The organism is Tabrizicola sp. TH137 (genome assembly GCF_002855575.1).
Lineage (GTDB): Bacteria > Pseudomonadota > Alphaproteobacteria > Rhodobacterales > Rhodobacteraceae > Paragemmobacter.
Genome location: NZ_PKRQ01000003.1, coordinates 78390 through 100383, shown reverse-complemented (window position 1 = coordinate 100383; position 21994 = coordinate 78390). Strand labels below are relative to the sequence as shown.

The following is a 21994-nucleotide window of genomic DNA, read 5'->3' as shown; positions in this document are numbered from 1 at the left end:
GGCCCTTTCCTGTTGCGGCGGTCAGGCCAGATGGCGGGCGGCTTCCTTGCGGGCGAAGGATTTGAGCGCGGTGCCGGGACCGTCGAGGAAGGCGCGGCTGCGGGCGGCGTCGTGTTTCGAGAGGTCGCGCAGCCACCAGGCGATGGCCTTCTGGATGAACCAGTCGCGATCGGGGATATAGCTTTCGACCCATGACAGGGCGCGGTCGCGGATGGCCAGGTCGCCCGGTTTGGGGTGGTTCATCTTGGCATAGGGCAGGGTTATGACGAGGGCGGCGCGGCGCGTCCACATATTGGGATGCCGGGTCCAGGCTTCGACGGCTTCGATGCGGGCGGGATCGGCGAGGAGGCGCTTCTGCCCGGCGATGGTGGCGTGATCGGCCAGCGCCCAGCCGTCGAAGCCCTCAGCCCAGCGGCAGATCAGATCCCAGGCCGGGCCGTCGGGGCGTAGGCGGGCCTGCGTTAGGAGTTTTGCGGCGGCGATGCGGGCCTCGTGAATGTCGGTCTCCCACAGGGCGGCGGCGAGGGCGGTGCGGTCTTCGACCGAAAGCGCCGCGCGCCAGTCTGCGACCCGGTCCTCGATGGCGGGGACGGCGATGCCGAGATAGCTGCGCGGGGCCTTGTGATAGGCCGCCATTTCGGCGGCCTTCACGGGATCGGCCAGCGCCTGAAGCTCTGCCAGCGCGCTGTCGGGGGTGGGGTGGGTCATTCCACCGTCACCGATTTGGCGAGGTTGCGGGGTTGGTCCACGTCCGTCCCCTTGGCGATGGCTGTGTGATAGGCGAGCAGTTGCGCCGGGACCGCGTAGAGGATGGGCGCGAAGGCGGGCGGCACCTCGGGCAGGGTGAGGGTGGCCCATGTGCCGCTGCCCGCCTCGGCCACGCCTTGGGCATCGGAGATGAGCAGCACCTTGCCGTGGCGGGCCATCACTTCCTGCATGTTCGAGACGGTCTTTTCGAAAAGCGCGTCGCGGGGGGCCATGACGATGACGGGGACGCGGGCGTCGATCAGGGCGATGGGGCCGTGCTTGAGTTCGCCCGATGCGTAACCTTCGGCGTGGATATAGCTGATTTCCTTGAGTTTCAGCGCGCCTTCGAGGGCCATGGGATACATCGCGCCGCGCCCGAGGAAGAGGATATCCTGCGCCTCGGCCAGGTCTTCGGCGATGTCGGCGATGGCCTGCGAGAGGCCAAGCGCGTGGTTCATCAGGCCGGGCAGGTTGCGCAGGGCGGACAGGTGGGCGGCAAGGCCCGCCGCATCCATTCGTCCGCGATCCACCGCCGCCTTGAGGGCGAGGAGGGCGAGGACGGTGAGCTGGCAGGTGAAGGCCTTGGTGGAGGCGACGCCGACCTCGACCCCAGCGAGGATCGGAAGCGACAGGTCGCTTTCCCGCGCGATGGAGGAGGTGGGGACGTTCACCACCGAGACGACCTTGGCCACCTTTTCCTTCGCATAGCGCAGGGCGGCGAGCGTGTCGGCGGTTTCGCCGGATTGGCTGACGAAAAGCGCCCAGGAGGTGGGGGAGAGCGGCGGTTCGCGGTAGCGGAATTCCGACGCGATGTCGATTTCGGCGGGAAGCCCTGCGATCTGTTCGAACCAGTATTTCGCGACGTGGCAGGCATAGGAGGCGGTGCCGCAGGCGACCATGGTGATGCGGTCCACGGCTGCAAAATCCACCTCGGCGGGCAGGTTGAGCGTGCTGCCGTCGGGGCCGATGTAATGCTTGAGCGCATCGGCGATGACGACGGGCTGTTCGGCGATCTCTTTCGCCATGAAATGCTTGTAGCCCGCCTTTTCGATGCGGGTGGCCTCGATCTGGATGCGGGTTTCGGCGCGGTTGGCGCGGCGATCCTGCGCATCGAAGATTTCCGCGCCGTGGCGGGTGATGACGGCCCAGTCGCCCTCTTCAAGATAGGTGATGCGGTCGGTGAGGGGGGCGAGCGCGATGGCGTCGGAGCCGACGAACATCTCGCCCTTGCCATGGCCGATGGCGAGCGGGCTGCCCTTGCGCGCGGCGATCATCAGATCGTCCTGCCCGTCGAAGAGGAAGCAGAGCGCGAAGGCGCCGTGCAGGCGGTGAAGGGTCTGGCGCGCGGCCTCGACGGGCGTTGCGCCCTTGTCCATGTGAAGCTGGGCGAGGAGGGCGATGGTTTCGGTATCGGTTTCGGATTCCTGCACGTAACCGGCGGCGGCGAGTTCTTCGCGCAACTCGCGGAAGTTCTCGATGATCCCGTTATGGACGACGGCGACGGGGCCGGCGCGGTGGGGATGGGCATTGGCGACGGTGGCCGCGCCATGGGTGGCCCAGCGGGTATGGCCGATCCCGGCCTTGCCGGCGAGCGGTTCATGGACCAGCAGGTCGGAGAGGTTGACGAGCTTGCCCACGGCGCGGCGGCGGTCGAGCCGGCCCTTGTTGACGGTGGCGATCCCGGCGCTGTCATAGCCGCGATATTCGAGCCGTTTCAGCGCCTCGACCAGCAGCGGCGCCGCTTCGTGGTTGCCAAGAACCCCTACAATTCCGCACATTATTCTTGCCCTTTTGGCTTGGATGCCTTGATGGATTTTAATTTTTCGAACAATTTCGGGGCGAGCCCCGGTTTGGTGACCTGTTTTGCGCGACCCAGCGCGATGGCCTCGGCCGGGACGTCTTCGGTGATGACGGAGCCCGATCCGGTGAGCGCGCCGTCGCCCACGGTGACGGGGGCCACGAGCATCGTGTCGGACCCGATGAAGGCGCGTTTGCCGATGGTGGTGCGGTGCTTCATCACCCCGTCATAGTTGCAGGTGACGGTGCCCGCGCCGATATTCGTGTGTTCACCGACATGGGCATCGCCGAGATAGGTGAGGTGGCCGACCTTCACGCCTTCTTCAAGGATGGCGTTCTTGATTTCCACGAAATTGCCGACATGGACATCCTCGGCCAGTTCGGCGCCGGGGCGCAGGCGGGCGAAGGGGCCAACAGTGGCGCCGCGGCTGATGTGGCAGCCTTCGAGATGGCAGAAGCCTTTCACCTCGGCCCCCGACTCGATGGTGACGCCGGGGCCGAAGAGGACGTTGGGGCCGATGATCGCGTCGCGGCCGACATGGGTGTCGAGGGCGAAGAAGACGGTTTCGGGGGCGGTGAGGGTGACGCCGTTTTCCAGCGCCTCGGTCCGCGCGCGGGACTGGAAGGCGGCCTCGGCGCGGGCGAGTTCGGCGCGGGTGTTGATGCCCAGCGTTTCGGATTCGTCGCAGAGGATGAGGCCGGCGGAGAGGCCCTCGGCCCGGGCGAGGGCCACGATATCGGGCAGGTAGTATTCGCCTGCGGCATTGGCATTGCCCACGGCGGCGCAGAGGCGCATCAGCGTGGCGGCATCGGCGCAGAGGACGCCGGAATTGCAGAGCGTGACGGCGCGTTCGTCCTCGGTCGCGTCCTTCCATTCGACGATGCGGTGGAGGGTGTCGCCTTCGGCGATCAGGCGGCCATAGCGGCCTGGATCGGCGGCGTGGAAGCCAAGGACGACGACGGCATGGCGACGACGGGCGTCGAGCATGGCCTGAAGCGTTTCGGGGCGGATGAAGGGCGTGTCGCCGTAAAGGACGAGGGCATCGCCTGCCACGCCTTCCAGAAGCGGCGCGGCCTGGAGGACGGCATGGGCGGTGCCCTTCTGTTCTTCCTGGAGGGCGGTCTGGATATCGGGGTCGAAGGCGCGGGCGGATTTTGCCACCTGTTCGGCGCCATGGCCGGTGACAACGACGGTCACCTCCGGTTCCAGCGCGCGGCCGGCGGCGAGGGCATGGTGGAGGAGAGGGGCGGCGCCCACCTGATGCAGCACCTTGGGCAGGTCGGAATTCATCCGCGTGCCCTGACCCGCGGCGAGAACGATGAGCGAAACCGGCATGCTGCCCCTTTCCTTCTTTTGCCGCCCGTTTTACCCCCATTGGGCCGGGCCGCAAGAGAGGCCCGCTTCACGGAGGATTTCGCGGTGTTGCAGGGGCGGCGGACGGTGGTCTTTGATCTGGACGGGACGCTGGCGGATACCTCTGCCGATCTGCTGGCGGCGGCCAATGCCTGTTTCCGCGATCTGGGGCATGGCGATGTGCTGGACGGGGGCGATGCGCTGACAGCCTTCCATGGCGGGAAGGCGATGCTGCGGCTGGGCTTCGCGCGGCTGGGGATTGCGGGGTCAGAGGTGCAGGTGGAGGCGCAATATCCCCGCCTGCTGGCCGCCTATGCCGAGGGCATCTGCCGCGAGACGCGGCTTTATCCCGGTGCCGTGGCGGCGGTGGAGCTGCTGCGGGAGCGCGGTTTCGCCACGGCCATCTGCACCAACAAGCCCGAGGGGCTGGCCGAGACATTGATGCAGCGGCTGGGGGTGCGGGGGCTGTTTGATGCGCTGGTGGGGGCGGATACGCTGCCGGTGCGGAAGCCCGATGCCGCGCCCTATCTGGCCTCGGTGCAGCGGGCGGGCGGTGTGGTTGCGCGGTCGATGCTGGTGGGGGATACCGAGACGGACCGCAGGACGGGGATCGCGGCGGGGGTGCCTGTCGCGCTTGTGACCTTTGGTCCCGAGGGGCGGGGGATCACGCGCCTTGACCCGGAGGCGGTGCTGGATCATTTCGATGATCTGCCGGAACTGGCGGAAAGGCTGGTGCGCTGATGGACGGGGCGGGCGAGGGTTCGGAACGCTTCACGGGGAGTTTCACCCAGCAGGAGCCGATCCCGGAAGAGGGGATCGCGGCGGCGCTGGAGGTGCTGCGGCATGGGCGGCTGCACCGCTACAACACCGCGCCGGGAGAGGTGGCGGAAACTGCCCTTCTGGAAGAGGAATTCGCGGCGCTGACCGGGGCGAAATACTGCCTCGCGGTCGCCTCGGGCGGCTATGCGATGGCCTGCGCGCTGCGCGCCGTGGGGGTGAAGGCGGGAGAGGCGGTGTTGTCCAATGCCTTCACGCTGGCCCCGGTGCCGGGGGCGATTGCCTCGGTCGGCGCGCGGCCGGTGTTTGTGGAGGTGACGGAAGATCTGACCATCGACTTCCGGCATCTGGAGGTTCAGGCGCAAGCGAGCGGGGCGAAGGTGTTGCTGCTGTCGCATATGCGGGGGCATGTCTGCGACATGGACCGGCTGATGGCGCTTTGCGATGCGCTGGGGGTGACGGTGATCGAGGATTGCGCCCATACGATGGGGGCAAGCTGGCGGGGGGTGCCCTCGGGGCGGCATGGGCGGGTGGGATGCTATTCGATGCAGACCTACAAGCATGTGAATTCCGGCGAGGGCGGGTTCATCATCACCGATGAGGCCGAGGTGGCGGCGCGGGCGGTGCTGCTGTCGGGGTCCTATATGCTCTATGCCCGGCACCGCGCGGCCCCGCCTGTGGAGGTGTTCGAGGGGCTGCGGCTGGACGTTCCCAACATCTCGGGCCGGATGGACAATCTGCGCGCAGCGATCCTGCGGCCGCAATTGCGCCTGCTGGAGGAACGGGTGGCGCGTTGGGGGCGGCTTTACCGGACGCTGGAAGCGGGGCTTGAGGATGTGCCGGGGCTGCGGCTGATCCCGCGGCCGGAGGAAGAGACCTATGTCGGGTCTTCCTTCCAGTTCCGCCTGCCGGACTGGCCGGAGGGCCGCATCCGCGCGCTGATCGCGCGCTGCGCGGCGCGGGGGGTGGAGTTGAAGTGGTTCGGCGCGGCGGAGCCGGTGGCCTTTACCAGCCGCTATGAGCATTGGCGCTATGCCGAGCCTGCACCGCTGCCGGCGACCGACCGGGTGCTGGCGGGGCTGATCGACATGCGGGTGCCGCTGACCTTTGCCCCCGAGGATTGCACTCTGATCGCGCGGATCATCAGGGCCGAGGTCCTGGCGGTGCAGCAGACGGGCGAAGAGGCGGCGGTGGCGGTGCCACTGGCCGATTGAGGCCGGGGCGAAAAATTTTCGTACGAAAATTTTTCCGGTCGATCCTGCCGGGCAGGATCGGAAAATTCTTCTGTGAAGAATTTTCGCCTTTGTGCAAAATTTTCGGGGAAAATTTTGCGTTCCTAGGGTTGGGTCGCGCGCCAGAGGGGGACAGTCGAGATCGACATCTTGGCCGAGCCTTCGGTCACTTCGCGGGCATGGGCCACATAGATCAGCGTGTTGTTCTTCGCATCGAAGATGCGGGTCACGGAGAGCGTCTTGAGCAGGAGCGACTGGCGTTCGGAGAAGATTTCCTCGCCCGTTTCGCTGCGGTCGATGTCGCCGAGCGTGATCGGGCCGGTCTGGCGGCAGGCGATGGAGGAGTTTGACGGGTCTTCGAACCAGTTGCCCTGCATCAGCCGGTCAAGCGTGGAACGGTCGAAATAGGCGAGGTGGCAGGTGACGCCGGGCACGTCGGGATCGGCGAGCGCCTCGATCAGGATATCATTGCCGACCCAATCCACCCCGACGCGGCCGACCTCTTCGGCGAGGCTGGGGGCGGGAAGGAACGTGGCGAGGAGCAGGGCGAGGCGGGCGGTGCGGGGCATGGGTCTTCCTTTCTCGGTCGGCTGGGGCCGAGTGAAGCGCAAGGCGCCGGGCAAGGCCAGCGGCTTTGTGCCGCGGCCCCGGTCCGTGGGCGCCGACTCGGCGCTGCGGCGGCGGTGGCGGGGGGCGTCCGGTGAGGCGGGAACGGTGTGCCGTTGCATACAATTCATGGAATCCCTTGTCGCATGTGGGCTTTTTCGACCCGGCTTCGGTTGACCGCGGGCGGGGGGCAGAGTAAACGGAGCGCCAAGAGAACAAGTGGCCCGGACGTGGCCACAGCTCGCATGTCGCCAGCCGAAGGAGCGCCTCGTGGACCCACTTCTCCGAGAGTATCTTCCCATACTCATTCTTCTGGCATTGGCGGTGGGGCTTGGCCTTGTCCTGATGCTGGCGGCGGCGGTGCTGGCGGTGCGGCGGCCGGACCCGGAAAAGGTTTCGGCCTATGAATGCGGGTTCAACGCCTTTGACGATGCGCGGATGAAGTTCGACGTGCGGTTCTACCTCGTGTCGATCCTTTTCATCATCTTCGACCTTGAAGTGGCTTTCCTGTTCCCCTGGGCTGTGGCCTTTGGCGAGATCAGCATGACGGCCTTCTGGTCGATGATGGTCTTCCTCGCGATCCTGACCGTCGGCTTTGCCTATGAATGGAAGAAGGGAGCGCTGGAATGGGAGTGAGCACGTCACCGAACCAGGCGGGCGGCGACCATGAGGTCGCGGTCCAGGCGCTGAACCGGGAATTGCAGGACAAGGGGTTCCTGCTGACCTCGACCGAGGACATCATCAACTGGGCGCGGATCGGGTCCTTGCACTGGATGACCTTCGGTCTGGCCTGCTGCGCGGTGGAGATGATGCATACCTCCATGCCGCGCTATGATCTGGAACGCTTCGGCACGGCGCCGCGGGCCTCGCCGCGGCAATCGGACCTGATGATCGTGGCCGGGACGCTGACCAACAAGATGGCGCCCGCGCTGCGCAAGGTCTATGACCAGATGCCCGAGCCGCGTTACGTGATCTCCATGGGGTCCTGCGCCAATGGCGGGGGGTATTACCATTACTCCTATTCCGTGGTGCGCGGCTGTGACCGGGTGGTTCCGGTCGATGTCTATGTGCCCGGCTGCCCGCCCACGGCGGAGGCGCTGCTGTACGGCATCCTGCAATTGCAGCGGAAGATCCGCCGCACCGGCACCATCACGCGCTGAGGAGGGCGAGACATGTCCGAAGCCCTTGAGGAACTGGCCGCCCATATCGGCTTCAAGCAGCCCGATGCGGTGCTGGGATCGCGCGTGGCCTTTGGCGAGTTGACGCTGGAGGTGTCGCTGGCGCATCTGGAGGCGTTGGTGGAGTTCCTGCGCACAGACAGCGCCTGCCGCTTCACCTCGCTGGTCGATATCACGGCGGTGGATCATCCGAACCGGGCGGAGCGGTTCGATCTCGTCTATCACTTCCTGTCGATGTATCAGAACCACCGCATCCGGCTGAAGGTGGCGGTGGGCGAGGAGGAGATGGTCCCGTCGCTGAGTGCGATCCATCCCAGCGCGAACTGGTTCGAGCGTGAGGTGTTCGACATGTTCGGCATCCTCTTTTCGGGCCATCCGGACCTGCGGCGCATCCTGACGGATTACGGGTTCCGGGGCTATCCGCTGCGCAAGGATTTCCCGACCACGGGCTATACCGAGGTGCGCTATGACGAGGCGCAGAAGCGGGTGGTCTATGAGCCGGTGAAGCTGGTGCAGGAATACCGGCAGTTCGATTTCATGAGCCCGTGGGAAGGGGCCGAGTACATCCTTCCCGGTGACGAGAAAAAGGCCTGAGGGCGCGGGCCTGTCCGGTGACGGGCGGGCCGAACGCCAAGCGAGGTAGGACGATGGACGGCAGCTTTGACGACGCGCTGACGGGCGAACAGAAGATCCGCAACTTCAACATCAATTTCGGGCCGCAGCACCCGGCGGCGCATGGTGTGCTGCGTCTGGTGCTGGAACTGGATGGCGAGATCGTGGAACGCTGCGATCCGCATATCGGGCTTTTGCATCGCGGCACCGAAAAGCTGATGGAGAGCCGGACCTACCTTCAGAACCTGCCCTATTTCGACCGTCTGGATTACGTCGCGCCGATGAACCAGGAACATGCCTGGTGTCTGGCGATCGAGCGGTTGACCGGGACGGCAGTGCCGCGCCGGGCGAGCCTGATCCGCGTGCTGTATTCGGAAATCGGGCGGGTGCTGAACCATCTGCTGAACGTGACCACGCAGGCGATGGATGTGGGCGCGCTGACGCCCCCCTTGTGGGGGTTCGAAGAGCGCGAGAAGCTGATGGTCTTCTACGAACGCGCCTGCGGGGCGCGGCTGCATGCGGCCTATTTCCGGCCCGGCGGCGTGCATCAGGACCTGCCGCCGCAACTGATCGACGATATCGAGGAATGGGCGGATCATTTCCCCAAGGTGCTGGATGATATCGACGGGCTGCTGACCGAGAACCGCATCTTCAAGCAGCGCAATGCCGATATCGGGATCGTCAGCGAAGAGGATATCCAGAACTGGGGCTATTCCGGCGTCATGGTGCGCGGGTCTGGCCTTGCCTGGGACCTGCGGCGGGCGCAGCCCTATGAATGCTATGACGAATTCGACTTCAAGATCCCGGTCGGCAAGAATGGCGATTGCTATGACCGCTATCTGTGCCGGATGGCGGAGATGCGGGAGTCGACCAACATCATCCGGCAGGCCTGCGCCAAGCTGCGCGAGCCTGCGGCCAAGACCGACATTCTGGCACGGGGCAAGGTGACGCCGCCGAAGCGGGGGGAGATGAAGACCTCGATGGAGGCGCTGATCCACCACTTCAAGCTTTACACCGAAGGGTTCCACGTGCCGGCGGGCGAGGTCTATGCCTGCGTCGAGGCGCCCAAGGGCGAATTCGGCGTCTATCTGGTGGCCGATGGCACCAACAAGCCCTATCGCGCCAAGATCCGCGCGCCGGGATATCTGCACCTGCAATCCATGGATTACATCTGCAAGGGGCATCAGCTTGCCGACGTATCCGCCATCATCGGCACGATGGATGTCGTGTTCGGGGAGATCGACCGCTAATGCTGCGCCGCCTGCATCCCGTCCAACCGGACAGCTTTGCCTTCACGCCTGCCAATCTGGAATGGGCAAAGGGGCAGATTTCGAAGTATCCCGAGGGCCGTCAGGCCAGCGCCATCATCCCGCTTTTGTGGCGCGCGCAGGAACAGGAGGGGTGGCTGACCCGTCCGGCGATCGAGCATGTCGCCGACATGCTGGGGATGGCCTATATCCGGGCGCTGGAAGTGGCGACCTTCTATTTTATGTTCCAGTTGCAGCCTGTGGGCAGCGTGGCGCATGTGCAGATCTGCGGCACCACCTCTTGCATGATCTGCGGGGCGGAGGAGTTGATCGCGGTCTGCAAGGAGCTGATCGCGCCGGCGCCGCATACCCTCTCGAAGGACGGGAAGTTTTCCTGGGAGGAAGTGGAATGCATGGGCGCCTGCGCCAATGCGCCCATGGCCCAGATCGGCAAGGATTACTATGAGGACCTGACCGCCGAGAAGCTGCGGGATCTGATCGCGCGTTTCTCCAAGGGGGAGGTGCCGGTGCCGGGGCCGCAGAATGGCCGTTACGCGGCAGAGCCCCTGTCGGGGCTGACCTCGCTGAAGGAGTTCGCGGCGGGGCGGAAGCCGCATAATGCCTCGGCCCAACTCGCGGTGGATATCGGCGATACGGTGAAGCGGATTGACGGGACGGAAGTGCCGATCCTGACGCCCTGGCTGGGCAAGGCCAAGGCGGCGAAACCTGCGGCCAAAGCGCAGGTGGCGGAGCCGGTTGCCGCGGAGGCGGCCCCTGCGGCCAAGCCTGCCGCCAAGGCCCAGGCAGCGCCGAAGGCCGCCGCGAAGACGGCAGACGCGAAGGTTGCGCCGGATGCCACCGGGACGAAACCCCGCGCCACGCGGGCGAAGAAGACTGACAAGGATTGACGGAAGACCTTAACAGGGGGGGCAGCCCCCGCCAGACAGGGACGAAGCCATGAAACGTGTTGAAAATCTGAACGCGCCTTCACTGAGCGGCTGGATCATCGCCGCCGGGCTGGGGGTGATTGCCTTTTGTGTGTCGAAGGTTGTGGGTGAGTTCGATTACACGACATCCGGGTTCTTTGCTGCGCTGGTGACGGGGGGCGCGGGTCTTGTGATGGGGATGCCATGGGGTGCGAAAGACCGCATTCCGAAGGTGGAGGCGGCGGCCCATGGGCATGAGGCGGAGGCGCCTGTGGCTGCGGCTGCACCGGCTCCGGCTGTGGCTGCACCGGCTCCGGCTGCGGCCCCGGCCCCGGCTGCGGTTGCTGCTCCGGTCATGGCTGCGGCGGCCCCGGCTGCGGTGGCCGCTCCGGCTGCGGTTTCTGCCTCGGGCGAGGCGAAGCCTGCCGGCCTGTCGGCCCCGCGCGGCGGCAAGGCCGACGATCTGAAGGTGCTGGAAGGCGTGGGTCCGGCGATGGAGAAGCTGCTGCACGAGCTGGGCATCTATCACATCGACCAGATCGCGGCCTGGGGGCCGGCGGAAGTGGCCTGGATGGATGGCAATCTGAAAGGGTTCAAGGGCCGGGTCACCCGTGACAAGTGGGTGGCGCAGGCCAGGCTGATCGGCGAGGTGGGGATGGAGGAATTCCTGCGCCGCGCCAAGACGAACGATTACTGAGGCCGGGGGGATGCGCAAACCTACGCCAGAGGAATTGAACATCGCCCGGCAGGCAAGGCTGGTGGCCTTTGTCATCGCCGGGACGATGATCCTGTGGATGGGGGCGCAATACCTTGGCGGGCAGATGGGGTGGGAGACGCGGTTCGTCTTCCTCTTTGATCTGGCGGCGATGGCGGCCTTCTTCTGGGCGCTGGTCGTTACATACGGAATCTGGCGCAAGCGCCGGGGCAATTGAGGGGCTAGGGATGCTCAAGGATCAGGACCGCATCTTCACCAACCTGTACGGGATGCATGACCGCAGCCTTGCGGGGGCGAAGAAGCGTGGCCATTGGGATGGCACGGCCGAGATCATCAAGCGCGGCCGCGACACGATCATTGACCAGGTCAAGGCGTCGGGTTTGCGCGGGCGCGGCGGGGCGGGGTTCCCGACCGGTCTGAAATGGTCCTTCATGCCGAAGCAGAGCGACGGGCGGCCGTCCTATCTGGTGGTCAATGCCGACGAGTCGGAGCCTGGCACCTGCAAGGACCGCGAGATCATGCGGCATGATCCGCATACCCTGATCGAAGGGTGCCTGATCGCGTCCTTCGCGATGGGGGCGAATGCCTGCTACATCTATATTCGCGGCGAATATATCCGCGAGCGCGAGGCGCTTCAGGCGGCGATTGACGAATGCTATGACGCCGGGCTTCTGGGGAAGAACGCGGCGAAGTCGGGCTGGGATTTCGACCTCTATCTGCATCACGGGGCAGGGGCCTATATCTGCGGCGAGGAGACGGCGCTGCTGGAAAGCCTTGAGGGCAAGAAGGGCATGCCCCGGATGAAGCCGCCCTTCCCGGCGGGGTCGGGGCTCTATGGTTGCCCGACCACGGTGAACAATGTGGAATCCATCGCGGTGGTGCCGACGATCCTGCGGCGGGGGCCGGAATGGTTTGCGGGCTTTGGCCGGCCGAACAATGCGGGGACGAAGCTCTTTGGCATTTCGGGCCATGTGAATAACCCCTGTGTCGTCGAAGAGGCGATGTCCATTCCGCTGAAGGAATTGCTGGATCGGCATTGCGGCGGCGTGCGCGGCGGGTGGAAGAACCTGAAGGCGGTCATTCCGGGCGGGTCGTCGGTGCCGCTCTTGACGCAGGCGCAATGCGATGACGCGATCATGGATTTCGACTGGCTGCGCGAGCAGCGGTCGGGTCTGGGGACGGCGGCGGTGATCGTGATGGATCAGTCCACCGATGTCATCAAGGCGATCTGGCGGCTGTCGAAGTTCTACAAGCATGAAAGCTGCGGCCAGTGCACGCCCTGCCGGGAAGGCACGGGCTGGATGATGCGGGTGATGGATCGCCTTGTGCGGGGGGATGCGGAGGTCGAGGAGATCGACATGCTGCTGAGCGTGACCAAGCAGGTGGAGGGCCACACGATCTGCGCCCTTGGCGATGCGGCGGCCTGGCCGATCCAGGGTCTTGTGCGGGCCTTCCGGGACGAGATCGAGGACCGGATCAAGGCGAAGAAGACGGGCCGCCTGTCGGCGGTGGCGGCGGAGTGAGGCGGATGGCGGCAGCCCTTTCCCTGACGCTGGCCCTTGGGGCCTGCGCGGCCCCGCAAGGCGCGGGGACGGGGGTGCCGGCTGCGCCCTTGCGGGTGACGAATGGCGGGCTGCCCTTTGCCTATCACGAGGGGGCGGCGGCCAGACGGGTGGCGATGGAGACCTGCGCGGCCGAGGGTGCCACGTTGCGGACCTCGATCTATGACCGCTTCGAGGCGGGGGCTTGGGTGTTCGTGGAGGGCTGCGCATGACGCGGGCAGGGATGCATCTGGCCGAGTTGAATGTGGGCCGCCTGCTGGCGCCGACGGATGACCCGCGCGTGGCCGAGTTCATGGCGGCGCTGGACCGGGTGAACGGTCTGGGCAAGCGGATGCCGGGATTCGTGTGGATGATGGAAGGGTCGGGCGCGCCGGGGACGGGGAACACGGAGGCGAAGATCGGTGGCGATCCGCAATTCGTGTCGAACCTGACGGTCTGGGAAAGCGTCGAGACGCTGGAGAATTTCGTCTGGAACACGGTGCATCGGGCGTTTTACGAGCGGCGGGCCGAATGGTTCGAGGTGCTGGGGAAGATGCATTTCGTGATGTGGTGGGTGCCTGCGGGGCATCGGCCCACGCTGGAAGAGGCGCTGGCGCGGCTGGCGCATCTTGAGGCGCATGGGGACAGTGAAGAGGCCTTTGGCTGGGCCTTCCTGAAAGAGGCGCGGCTGTGGAAGGACCACCGCTGCACCCAGGTTGCGGCGGAGTAGGGATCATGTGTTACGGCAATATCGACCCCAAGCTGGCCCTGCGCGAGACCGAGGCGCGGATGAAGGGCGTGGCGGTTTTCACGGAACAGAAGAAGGATGACGCGGTCCGCCCGGCCTTTGGGGCGGCGGGCTGGCTGCGTGCCGCCGTGGCGCGGCTGATGCGGAAGGACGAGGCGCATGTCTAATCTGAAGCCGATTTCCATCGACGGGATCGTGGTCGAGGTCGATCCGGCGATGACGATCATCCAGGCGGCCGAGGTGGCGGGGGTGGAAATCCCGCGCTTCTGCTATCACGAGCGGCTGTCCATCGCGGGCAACTGCCGGATGTGCCTTGTGGAAGTGGTGGGTGGCCCGCCGAAGCCTGCGGCAAGCTGCGCGATGCAGGTGCGCGACCTGCGCCCCGGCCCGAATGGCGAGCCGCCGGTGGTGAAGACCAAATCGCCGATGGTGAAGAAGGCCCGCGAGGGCGTGATGGAATTCCTGCTGATCAACCATCCGCTGGATTGCCCGATCTGCGATCAGGGCGGCGAGTGCGACTTGCAGGATCAAGCCATGGCCTATGGCGTGGATTTCTCGCGTTACCGCGAGCCGAAACGGGCGTCGGATGACCTGAACCTCGGCCCGCTGGTGGCGACGAAGATGACGCGCTGCATTTCCTGCACGCGCTGCGTGCGGTTCACGACCGAGGTGGCGGGCATCACCCAGATGGGCCAGACCGGGCGGGGCGAGGATAGCGAGATCACCTCCTATCTGAACATGACGCTGGATTCGAACCTTCAGGGCAACATCATCGACCTGTGCCCGGTCGGGGCGCTGACCTCGAAGCCCTATGCCTTTACGGCGCGGCCCTGGGAACTGACCAAGACCGAAACCATCGACGTGATGGATGCGCTGGGGTCCAATATCCGGGTGGATACGAAGGGGCGCGAAGTGATGCGCATCCTGCCGCGCAACCATGACGGCGTGAACGAGGAATGGATTTCCGACAAGACGCGCTTTGTCTGGGACGGGTTGCGGCGGCAGCGGCTGGACACGCCCTATATCCGCGAGAATGGCAAGCTGCGGAAGGCAGGATGGGGCGAGGCTCTGGCGGCGGCTGCGGCGGCGATGAAGGGGAAGAAGGTTGCCGGTCTGGTGGGCGATCTGGCCCCGGTAGAGGCTGTCTATTCGCTGAAGGCGCTGGTCGAGGGTCTGGGCGGGCATGTGGAATGCCGCACGGATGGGGCGCGGCTGCCTGCGGGCAACCGGTCGGCCTATGTGGGCAATGCGACGATCGAGGATATCGACGGGGCGAAGTCCATCCTTCTGATCGGCAGCAATCCGCGGGTGGAGGCGGCGGTTCTGAACGCGCGTATCCGCAAGGCGTGGTTGAACGGCGCGACAGTTGCGGTGGTGGGTCCGGCGGTCGATCTGACCTATGACTACCATCATGCGGGGACGGACAGGGCGGCGCTGGTGGCGCTGGTGGCCGAGGCGCAGAAGGCCGGGCCGGATGGCAAGCCGGGCGTGGTGATCCTTGGCCAAGGCGCGATCAACGAGGCGGATGGCGAGGCGGTACTGTCTCAGGCCATGGCCCTGTGTGCGGCGTCGGGGGCGCGGCTTCTGGTGCTGCATACGGCGGCGTCGCGCGTGGGCGCGATGGATGTGGGCGCGGTGACTGAGGGCGGTCTGGCCGCGGCGACCGAAGGGGCGGAGGTTATCTACAACCTTGGCGCCGATGAGGTGGAGATCGCGCCGGGCCCCTTTGTGATCTATCAGGGCAGCCATGGCGACCGGGGCGCGATGCGCGCCGATGTCATCCTGCCGGGCGCGGCCTGGACCGAGGAAAACGGGCTCTTCGTGAATACCGAAGGCCGCCCGCAATTGGCGTTGCGCGCCGGGTTCGCGCCGGGCGAGGCCAAGGAGAACTGGGCGATCCTGCGGGCGCTGTCGGCGGAACTGGGCGCGGCGCTGCCCTGGGACAGCATGGCGGCGCTGCGCCGCGCGCTGGTGGCGGCACATCCGCATCTGGGCCGGGTGGATGAGGTGGCGGAGGCCGAATGGCAGGCGCTGGAGGTGAAGGCCCCGGCCAAGGCCGAGTTCCGGCTGGCGATCCGCGACTTTTATCTGACCAATGCGATTGCCCGCGCCTCGGCCCTGATGGGCGAGTTGTCGGCGATGGCGGCGGATCGCGCCAAGCCTGCGCTGGCGGCGGAGTGAGGCAAGAAATGGCACGGATGATGGGGCGCATGGCATGGGCAGGGGTCGCGGCAGCGGCCCTGTCGGCCTGCGCGCCCGCAGCCGGGCCGGAGGTCGCGGGGCGGGGGACATTCGACCCCGGCTATCAGGGGATCGAGACGATCCTGCTGGACGGCGATCTGGTGAATTTCCGCGTGGCGATGACCGGCGCGCGGAGCAACGGGGATGTGGAGGCCTATGCGCGCTGCGCGGCGGCCCAATATGCGCTGATCCGTGGCGCGGGCTTCGCACGTCATGTGCGGACGACCGTGGCGCGGGCTGGGGAAACATGGCGGGGGGATGCGGTCTATACCATCTCGGCCGCGCTGCCCGAGGGATTGCGGACAATCGACGCCGAAGTGACGGTGCGCGATTGCGGATCGCTTGGGATACCGACTGTCTGAGGGAAAGGCATCATGAACGAATTCTTCGCAACGGGGACGGGAACGGCGGTTCTGGTGGCGGCGCAGGCGCTGCTGCTCGTCGGGTTCGTGATGCTGTCGATGCTGTTCCTCGTCTATGGCGACCGGAAGATCTGGGCCGCGGTGCAGATGCGGCGCGGGCCGAACGTGGTGGGGCCGTGGGGCATCCTCCAGACGGTGGCGGATGCAGCAAAATACGTCTTCAAGGAGATCGTGATCCCGGCGGGCGCGGATCGGCCGGTCTTCTTTCTGGCGCCGATGCTGTCCTTCGTGCTGGCGCTGATGGCCTGGGCGGTGATCCCCTTCGATGACGGCTGGGTTCTGGCCAATATCAACGTGGCGATCCTCTTCGTCTTTGCCATGTCCTCGCTTGAGGTCTATGGCGTGATCATGGGCGGGTGGGCGTCGAACTCCAAATACCCGTTCCTCGGCTCGCTCAGGTCGGCGGCGCAGATGATTTCCTACGAGGTGTCGCTGGGGCTGATCATCATCGGGATCATCATTTCCACCGGGTCGATGAACCTGTCGGCCATCGTGGCGGCACAGGATGGCGATCTGGGGCTTTTCAACTGGTTCTGGCTGCCGCATCTGCCGATGGTGGTGCTGTTCTTCGTGTCGGCGCTGGCCGAGACGAACCGCCCGCCCTTCGACCTGCCGGAAGCGGAATCCGAACTGGTGGCGGGGTTCATGGTGGAGTATTCCTCCACCCCCTTCCTGCTGTTCATGGCGGGGGAATACATCGCCATCTACCTGATGTGCGCGCTGATGAGCCTGCTGTTCTTCGGTGGCTGGCTGTCGCCCATTCCGGGGCTGCCGGACGGGTGGTGGTGGATGGTGGCGAAGATGGCCTTCTTCTTCTTCCTGTTCGCCATGGTGAAGGCCATCACGCCGCGCTACCGCTATGACCAGCTGATGCGGATCGGCTGGAAGGTGTTCCTGCCGCTGTCGCTGGCCTGGGTCGTGATCGTGGCATTCCTTGCGAAATTCGAGGTGTTCGGCGGCTTCTGGGCGCGCTGGGCGATCGGGGGGTGAGATGAGCGAGAACATCAACAACCTCGTGCTGGAGCAGTGCAGCTTGATCCGTGAGGATCTGAGCAGCATCCGGTCGGATTTGCAGGATGTCAGGTCTGAAATCGGGGATGTGCGGAGCGACCTCTTGGGGCAGCAGACCATGCTTTTCGGCCTTGCGACGGTGATCGGGCAGATCGACAAGCGCGTTGAGCATCTGGAACAGAAGATCGGAGCGTAATCATGGCAAACATCGACTGGACCCGCGCGACGCGCTATTTCCTGTTGCAGGACTTCATCAAGGGCTTTGCCCTTGGCATGAAGTATTTCTTCGCCCCCAAGGCCACGCTGAACTATCCCCATGAGAAGGGGCCGCTGTCGCCGCGGTTCCGGGGAGAGCATGCGCTGCGCCGCTATCCGAATGGCGAGGAACGCTGCATCGCCTGCAAGCTGTGCGAGGCGGTCTGCCCGGCGCAGGCCATCACCATCGACGCGGAACCGCGCGAGGATGGCAGCCGCCGCACCACCCGCTATGACATCGACATGACCAAGTGCATCTATTGCGGCTTCTGCCAGGAGGCCTGCCCGGTGGATGCCATCGTCGAGGGGCCGAATTTCGAGTTTTCGACCGAGACGCGGGAAGAGCTTTTCTACAACAAGGAAAAGCTTCTGGAAAACGGCGCGCGCTGGGAAGCCGAGATCGCGCGCAATCTTGAACTTGACGCGCCCTACCGGTGACCCGTGATGAATGACGCCTTCACCAAGATGTTCCAGCAGATGATGGAGAGCAGCCAGGAGATGGTGCGCGCCTTCAATCCTGCGCTGGAAAACATGCAGGTGAAGGGGTTCGAGCAGTTCTTCCCCACCATGTCGAAGGACATGATGGAGATGTGGTTCGGCAAGACCTTCAACCGCGAGGGTCTGGATGCCAAAACGCGGCTTCTGGTGACCATCGCCGCGCTGACGGTGCTGGGCGCGCAGGCCGAGCCGCAACTGAAGCTGACGGTGCGCCATGCGCTGGAGGCCGGGGCCACGCAGCGCGAGATCGCCGAGGTGATCTGGCAGATGAGCATGTTCGGCGGCCTGCCCGCCATGCAGAAGGCGCTGGAGATTGCCCAGTCCGTCTTCGGCGAGATCGAGGAGAAAGACGCATGAGCGTTGCAGATTACGCCTTCTATGCCTTTGCCATCGTCACGGTGACGGCGGGGCTTCTGGTGACGGTAAGCCGCAACCCGGTGCATTCGGTGCTGTGGCTGATCCTGGCCTTCCTGTCTTCGGCGGGGCTCTTCGTTCTGCTGGGGGCGGAGTTCGTGGCGATGCTTCTGATCATCGTCTATGTGGGCGCGGTGGCGGTGCTGTTCCTGTTCGTCGTGATGATGCTGGACATCGACTTTGCCGAGCTGAAGGGCGAGATGGCGAAATACATGCCGCTTGCCCTTCTGATCGGGGTGGTGATGCTGATGCAGATCGCGCTGGGCGTGGGCGCCTGGGTGCAGGCGGATGGCGCGCTGGGGCTGCGGCAGGCGGTGGCACCGGATGCCGCGCAGGTGGAGAACACCAAGGCGCTGGGGCTTATCCTTTATGACAAGTACATCTACCTGTTCCAGGCGTCCGGCCTGATCCTGCTGGTGGCGATGATCGGGGCGATCCTGCTGACATTGCGTCACCGCAAGGATGTGAAGCGGCAGAACGTGCTGGCGCAGATGTGGCGTGACCCGGCCAAGGCGATGGAGTTGAAGGACGTGAAGCCGGGGCAGGGGTTGTGATGCGGTGGGGTGCGTGCAAGCACGCACCCTACGGGATGTAGGATGGGCCATCGGCCCATCCCGACAGAAGAATAGGGCCGAAGGCCCGAGGGAACCGAAGATGGTTGGACAGTGGACGAAGTCGGACAAGGCGGGGCGCGGCATGGCCGCGGCTCTGGCGCTTGGCGCGCTGGTCGCGCTGGCGGGCTGCATCTCGGATGAGCAGGCCGTGGATATGGGCCTTGCCACGCAATGCGAGGCGGACGGGACCGTTGCCAAGCTGGGCGATCCGGCCGGGCGCTATGTGACGCGGACCGATGTCGAGGTCTGCAAGGGGCCGCGGCGCGACAGCTATAACGAGACGGCGCTGGAGATCATAGACTGCGGCAGCCTTTCCACCCTGCGGGCGGGCGTGATCCGGCAGAGCGCCGATCAGGCGCGGCGGGGCGCGGATTACAATTACAGCACCCAGGTGGAGCAGGCGCGGCTGCGGCTGCGGGTCGGGCTGGCCGATCTGGCGCAGACCGAGGCCGCACTGGCCGCCGCCGGCGTGCCGGTGACCCGCATTGCGGGGCAGGGCGCGGAGCATTGCACGAAACTGGCCGCCGGGGCGGCGCAAACGAACTGAACGGGCAACCCGCCCGGAGGGAACGAGAATGGTTGGACTTGAACATTACCTGACGGTCGCCGCGGCGCTGTTCGTCATCGGGATCTTCGGCATCTTCCTGAACCGGAAGAATGTCATCGTGATCCTGATGTCGATCGAGTTGATGCTTCTGTCCGTGAACATCAACCTTGTCGCCTTCTCGTCCCATCTGGGCGATCTGGTCGGACAGGTCTTTACCATGTTCGTCCTGACCGTCGCCGCCGCCGAGGCCGCCATCGGCCTTGCCATCCTCGTCGTGTTCTTCCGCAACCGCGGGACGATCGACGTGGAAGACGTCAACGTGATGAAGGGTTAAGCCGCCATGGCAACGATCATCCTCCTTGCGCCGCTGGTCGGCGCGCTGATCTGCGGCTTCGGCTGGCGCATCCTGGGCGAGAGGGCGGGGCAGGTGATTGCCACCGCGCTTGTCTTTCTGGCGGCGATCCTGTCCTGGGTCATCTTCCTGACCTTCGATGGCGAGACCTATAAGGTCGTGCTGATGCGCTGGATCGAGAGCGGCAGCATGGACAGCGAATGGGCGATCCGCATCGACCGTCTGACCGCGATCATGCTGGTGGTGGTGAATTCGGTTTCGGCGCTCGTGCACCTTTATTCGTTTGGCTACATGGCGCATGACGAGAACTGGAAGGATGATGAGCCCTATCGGGCGCGGTTCTTCGCTTATCTGTCGTTCTTCACCTTCTCGATGCTGATGCTGGTGACGTCTGACAATCTGGTGCAGATGTTCTTCGGCTGGGAAGGGGTGGGGGTCGCGTCCTATCTGCTGATCGGGTTCTATTACAAGAAGCCCTCGGCCAATGCGGCCGCGATCAAGGCCTTCGTGGTGAACCGGGTCGGCGATTTCGGCTTTGCGCTGGGGATCTTTGCGCTGTTCTACCTGACGGACAGCATCCGTTTTGACGATGTCTTTGCGGCGGCGCCGACGCTGGCCGAGACGAACCTGACCTTCCTCTGGGGGGAATGGAATGCGGCGAACCTGATCGGGGTTCTGCTGTTCATCGGGGCGATGGGGAAATCGGCGCAGCTTCTGCTGCATACCTGGCTGCCGGACGCGATGGAGGGGCCGACGCCCGTTTCCGCGCTGATCCATGCCGCGACGATGGTGACGGCGGGGGTCTTCCTCGTCTGCCGGATGTCGCCGGTCTATGAGTTCGCGCCGCAGGCTTTGGCCTTCATCACGGTGTTGGGGGCGACGACGGCCTTCTTCGCGGCGACCGTCGGTCTGGTGCAGAACGACATCAAGCGGGTGATTGCCTATTCGACCTGTTCGCAGCTTGGCTACATGTTCGTGGCGGCGGGGGTTGGCGTCTATTCGGTGGCGATGTTCCACCTCTTCACCCATGCCTTCTTCAAGGCGATGCTGTTCCTTGGCGCGGGGTCGGTGATCCATGCCACGCATCATGAGCAGGACATGCGGAATTACGGCGGCCTGCGGAAGAAGATCCCGCTGACCTTCTGGGCGATGATGATAGGGACGCTGGCCATCACGGGCGTGGGCATTCCGCTGACGCATTACGGTTTCGCGGGCTTCCTGTCGAAGGATGCGGTGATCGAGAGCGCCTATGTAGGCAGCCAGTACGCCTTCTGGCTGCTGGTGGTCGCGGCGGGGTTCACGAGTTTCTATTCCTGGCGGCTGATGTTCCTGACCTTCTATGGCGAGAGCCGGGCGAAGGGGCATGGGCATCACGGGCATGACGATCATGGGCACGGGCACGGGCATGATGACCATGGGCATCACGAGCCGCATGAGAGCCCGACGGTGATGCTGATCCCTCTGGGGGTGCTGGCGCTGGGCGCGGTCTTTTCGGGGATGATCTGGTACAACGTGTTCTTCGGGGACGAAGGCAAGGTGCGTGGCTGGTTCGGGTTGCCGGTGGCGGAACATGCGGCGGATGCGGCGCATGGCGAGGGCGAGGCCCATGCGACGGCCGAAGGCGAAGGTCATGCGGCCACCACGGCGACCGAGGGCGAAGGGCATGGCGAGGGCGAGAAGGCCCATGCCTTCCCGCAGCCGGAACCCGGCCAGGGCGCGATCTTCATCGGGCCGGACAACCATGTGCTGCACGAGGCGCATCTGGTGCCGAAATGGGTGAAGGTGTCGCCTTTCGTGGCGATGGTCCTTGGCTTCCTGCTGGCCTATCAGTTCTACATCCGCCGCCCGGACCTGCCCGGCAAACTGGCCGAGCAGCAGCGCCCGCTGTATCTGTTCCTGCTGAACAAGTGGTATTTCGACGAGATCTACGACTGGATCTTTGTTCGGCCGGCGAAATGGCTGGGCGGGTTCCTGTGGAAGAAGGGCGACGGCGCGGTGATCGACGGCACGATCAACGGCGTTGCCATGGGCATCATCCCGTTCTTCACCCGGCTCGCGTCACGCGCGCAGTCCGGCTACCTGTTCCACTATGCCTTTGCCATGGTTCTGGGCATCGCTGCCCTGATCACATGGATGACGCTCTCGGGGGGCGCGCACTGA

At 65.2% G+C, this 21994-nt stretch carries 27 protein-coding genes; 23 read left to right on the top strand and 4 right to left on the bottom strand.

What is annotated here, in order from left to right:
• Positions 1-21: 21 nt before the first annotated feature.
• Genes C0V75_RS10390 through glmU form a run of 3 tightly spaced genes read right to left on the bottom strand, consistent with a single transcriptional unit; the run spans position 22 to position 3880 of the window.
• Positions 22-708 (bottom strand): DNA alkylation repair protein, encoded by a 687-nt coding sequence (locus C0V75_RS10390; RefSeq protein WP_101920883.1) that lies wholly within the window; start codon positions 706-708, stop codon positions 22-24.
• The gene (gene glmS / locus C0V75_RS10385) at positions 705-2525 is read right to left on the bottom strand and encodes a glutamine--fructose-6-phosphate transaminase (isomerizing) (RefSeq protein WP_101920882.1); all 1821 of its coding nucleotides are present in this window, start codon (positions 2523-2525) and stop codon (positions 705-707) included. Before glmS ends, C0V75_RS10390 begins: the two co-directional genes overlap by 4 nt.
• Positions 2525-3880, bottom strand: a complete 1356-nt coding sequence (glmU, locus tag C0V75_RS10380) for a bifunctional UDP-N-acetylglucosamine diphosphorylase/glucosamine-1-phosphate N-acetyltransferase GlmU (protein ID WP_101920881.1) — start codon at positions 3878-3880, stop codon at positions 2525-2527. The genes glmS and glmU overlap by 1 nt, the downstream gene beginning before the upstream one ends.
• Before the next feature lie 84 nt (positions 3881-3964).
• On the opposite strand from glmU, the gene C0V75_RS10375 reads away from it, so the two are divergent.
• Together C0V75_RS10375 and C0V75_RS10370 are read left to right on the top strand one after the other, a co-directional pair.
• Entirely contained in the window at positions 3965-4639 is a 675-nt protein-coding gene (locus C0V75_RS10375; protein ID WP_254216460.1) for an HAD hydrolase-like protein, read from the top strand.
• Entirely contained in the window at positions 4639-5889 is a 1251-nt protein-coding gene (locus C0V75_RS10370; RefSeq protein WP_101920880.1) for a DegT/DnrJ/EryC1/StrS aminotransferase family protein, read from the top strand. Before C0V75_RS10375 ends, C0V75_RS10370 begins: the two co-directional genes overlap by 1 nt.
• Positions 5890-6011: 122 nt before the next feature.
• On the opposite strand, the gene C0V75_RS10365 is transcribed toward C0V75_RS10370, so the two are convergent.
• Entirely contained in the window at positions 6012-6476 is a 465-nt protein-coding gene (locus tag C0V75_RS10365; RefSeq protein ID WP_101920879.1) for a CreA family protein, read from the bottom strand.
• Positions 6477-6783: 307 nt separating this feature from the next.
• On the opposite strand from C0V75_RS10365, the gene C0V75_RS10360 reads away from it, so the two are divergent.
• The 21 genes from C0V75_RS10360 to nuoL all read left to right on the top strand — a co-directional run bounded on the left by C0V75_RS10360 (position 6784) and on the right by nuoL (position 21994).
• Positions 6784-7149: an NADH-quinone oxidoreductase subunit A gene (locus C0V75_RS10360; RefSeq protein ID WP_101920878.1), complete on the top strand. Its 366-nt coding sequence runs from the start codon at positions 6784-6786 to the stop codon at positions 7147-7149.
• Positions 7140-7673 carry an NADH-quinone oxidoreductase subunit B family protein gene (locus tag C0V75_RS10355; RefSeq protein WP_101920877.1) on the top strand — a complete coding sequence of 178 codons (534 nt, stop codon included), beginning with the start codon at positions 7140-7142 and terminating at the stop codon, positions 7671-7673. The genes C0V75_RS10360 and C0V75_RS10355 overlap by 10 nt, the downstream gene beginning before the upstream one ends.
• Positions 7674-7685: 12 nt before the next feature.
• Positions 7686-8285 carry an NADH-quinone oxidoreductase subunit C gene (locus C0V75_RS10350; RefSeq protein WP_101920876.1) on the top strand — a complete coding sequence of 200 codons (600 nt, stop codon included), beginning with the start codon at positions 7686-7688 and terminating at the stop codon, positions 8283-8285.
• Between the two features lie 53 nt (positions 8286-8338).
• On the top strand, positions 8339-9553 hold the full coding sequence (locus C0V75_RS10345; protein WP_101920875.1) for an NADH-quinone oxidoreductase subunit D: 1215 nt from the start codon (positions 8339-8341) through the stop codon (positions 9551-9553).
• Positions 9553-10458: an NADH-quinone oxidoreductase subunit NuoE gene (gene nuoE, locus C0V75_RS10340; protein ID WP_101920874.1), complete on the top strand. Its 906-nt coding sequence runs from the start codon at positions 9553-9555 to the stop codon at positions 10456-10458. Before C0V75_RS10345 ends, nuoE begins: the two co-directional genes overlap by 1 nt.
• 49 nt (positions 10459-10507) lie before the next feature.
• Positions 10508-11173, top strand: coding sequence for an NADH:ubiquinone oxidoreductase (locus C0V75_RS22955; protein ID WP_158241823.1), 666 nt, complete (start codon positions 10508-10510; stop codon positions 11171-11173).
• A 10-nt stretch (positions 11174-11183) separates the two neighbouring features.
• Positions 11184-11408: a DUF5337 domain-containing protein gene (locus tag C0V75_RS10325; protein WP_101920871.1), complete on the top strand. Its 225-nt coding sequence runs from the start codon at positions 11184-11186 to the stop codon at positions 11406-11408.
• A gap of 10 nt (positions 11409-11418) precedes the next feature.
• Positions 11419-12714: an NADH-quinone oxidoreductase subunit NuoF gene (gene nuoF, locus C0V75_RS10320; RefSeq protein ID WP_101920870.1), complete on the top strand. Its 1296-nt coding sequence runs from the start codon at positions 11419-11421 to the stop codon at positions 12712-12714.
• Positions 12715-12719: 5 nt separating this feature from the next.
• Positions 12720-12965: a hypothetical protein gene (locus C0V75_RS10315; protein WP_101920869.1), complete on the top strand. Its 246-nt coding sequence runs from the start codon at positions 12720-12722 to the stop codon at positions 12963-12965.
• On the top strand, positions 12962-13462 hold the full coding sequence (locus C0V75_RS10310; protein ID WP_101920868.1) for a DUF3291 domain-containing protein: 501 nt from the start codon (positions 12962-12964) through the stop codon (positions 13460-13462). The genes C0V75_RS10315 and C0V75_RS10310 overlap by 4 nt, the downstream gene beginning before the upstream one ends.
• Before the next feature lie 5 nt (positions 13463-13467).
• On the top strand, positions 13468-13647 hold the full coding sequence (locus C0V75_RS10305; RefSeq protein WP_101920867.1) for a hypothetical protein: 180 nt from the start codon (positions 13468-13470) through the stop codon (positions 13645-13647).
• The gene (gene nuoG, locus C0V75_RS10300) at positions 13640-15661 is read left to right on the top strand and encodes an NADH-quinone oxidoreductase subunit NuoG (protein WP_101920866.1); all 2022 of its coding nucleotides are present in this window, start codon (positions 13640-13642) and stop codon (positions 15659-15661) included. Before C0V75_RS10305 ends, nuoG begins: the two co-directional genes overlap by 8 nt.
• Positions 15662-15678: 17 nt before the next feature.
• The gene (locus C0V75_RS10295; protein WP_101920865.1) at positions 15679-16083 is read left to right on the top strand and encodes a hypothetical protein; all 405 of its coding nucleotides are present in this window, start codon (positions 15679-15681) and stop codon (positions 16081-16083) included.
• Positions 16084-16095: 12 nt separating this feature from the next.
• Positions 16096-17133 carry an NADH-quinone oxidoreductase subunit NuoH gene (nuoH, locus tag C0V75_RS10290; protein WP_101920864.1) on the top strand — a complete coding sequence of 346 codons (1038 nt, stop codon included), beginning with the start codon at positions 16096-16098 and terminating at the stop codon, positions 17131-17133.
• Position 17134: 1 nt separating this feature from the next.
• Positions 17135-17350: a hypothetical protein gene (locus C0V75_RS10285; protein WP_101920863.1), complete on the top strand. Its 216-nt coding sequence runs from the start codon at positions 17135-17137 to the stop codon at positions 17348-17350.
• A gap of 2 nt (positions 17351-17352) precedes the next feature.
• Positions 17353-17847 (top strand): NADH-quinone oxidoreductase subunit NuoI, encoded by a 495-nt coding sequence (gene nuoI, locus C0V75_RS10280; RefSeq protein ID WP_101920862.1) that lies wholly within the window; start codon positions 17353-17355, stop codon positions 17845-17847.
• Positions 17848-17853: 6 nt separating this feature from the next.
• Positions 17854-18264, top strand: a complete 411-nt coding sequence (locus tag C0V75_RS10275; protein ID WP_101920861.1) for a carboxymuconolactone decarboxylase family protein — start codon at positions 17854-17856, stop codon at positions 18262-18264.
• Entirely contained in the window at positions 18261-18875 is a 615-nt protein-coding gene (locus tag C0V75_RS10270; protein ID WP_101920860.1) for an NADH-quinone oxidoreductase subunit J, read from the top strand. Before C0V75_RS10275 ends, C0V75_RS10270 begins: the two co-directional genes overlap by 4 nt.
• A gap of 100 nt (positions 18876-18975) precedes the next feature.
• Positions 18976-19482: a hypothetical protein gene (locus C0V75_RS10265; RefSeq protein WP_101920859.1), complete on the top strand. Its 507-nt coding sequence runs from the start codon at positions 18976-18978 to the stop codon at positions 19480-19482.
• A 28-nt stretch (positions 19483-19510) separates the two neighbouring features.
• Positions 19511-19816, top strand: coding sequence for an NADH-quinone oxidoreductase subunit NuoK (gene nuoK, locus C0V75_RS10260; protein ID WP_023665161.1), 306 nt, complete (start codon positions 19511-19513; stop codon positions 19814-19816).
• Between the two features lie 6 nt (positions 19817-19822).
• Complete coding sequence (nuoL, locus tag C0V75_RS10255; RefSeq protein ID WP_101920858.1) at positions 19823-21994, top strand: NADH-quinone oxidoreductase subunit L; 2172 nt, start codon at positions 19823-19825, stop codon at positions 21992-21994.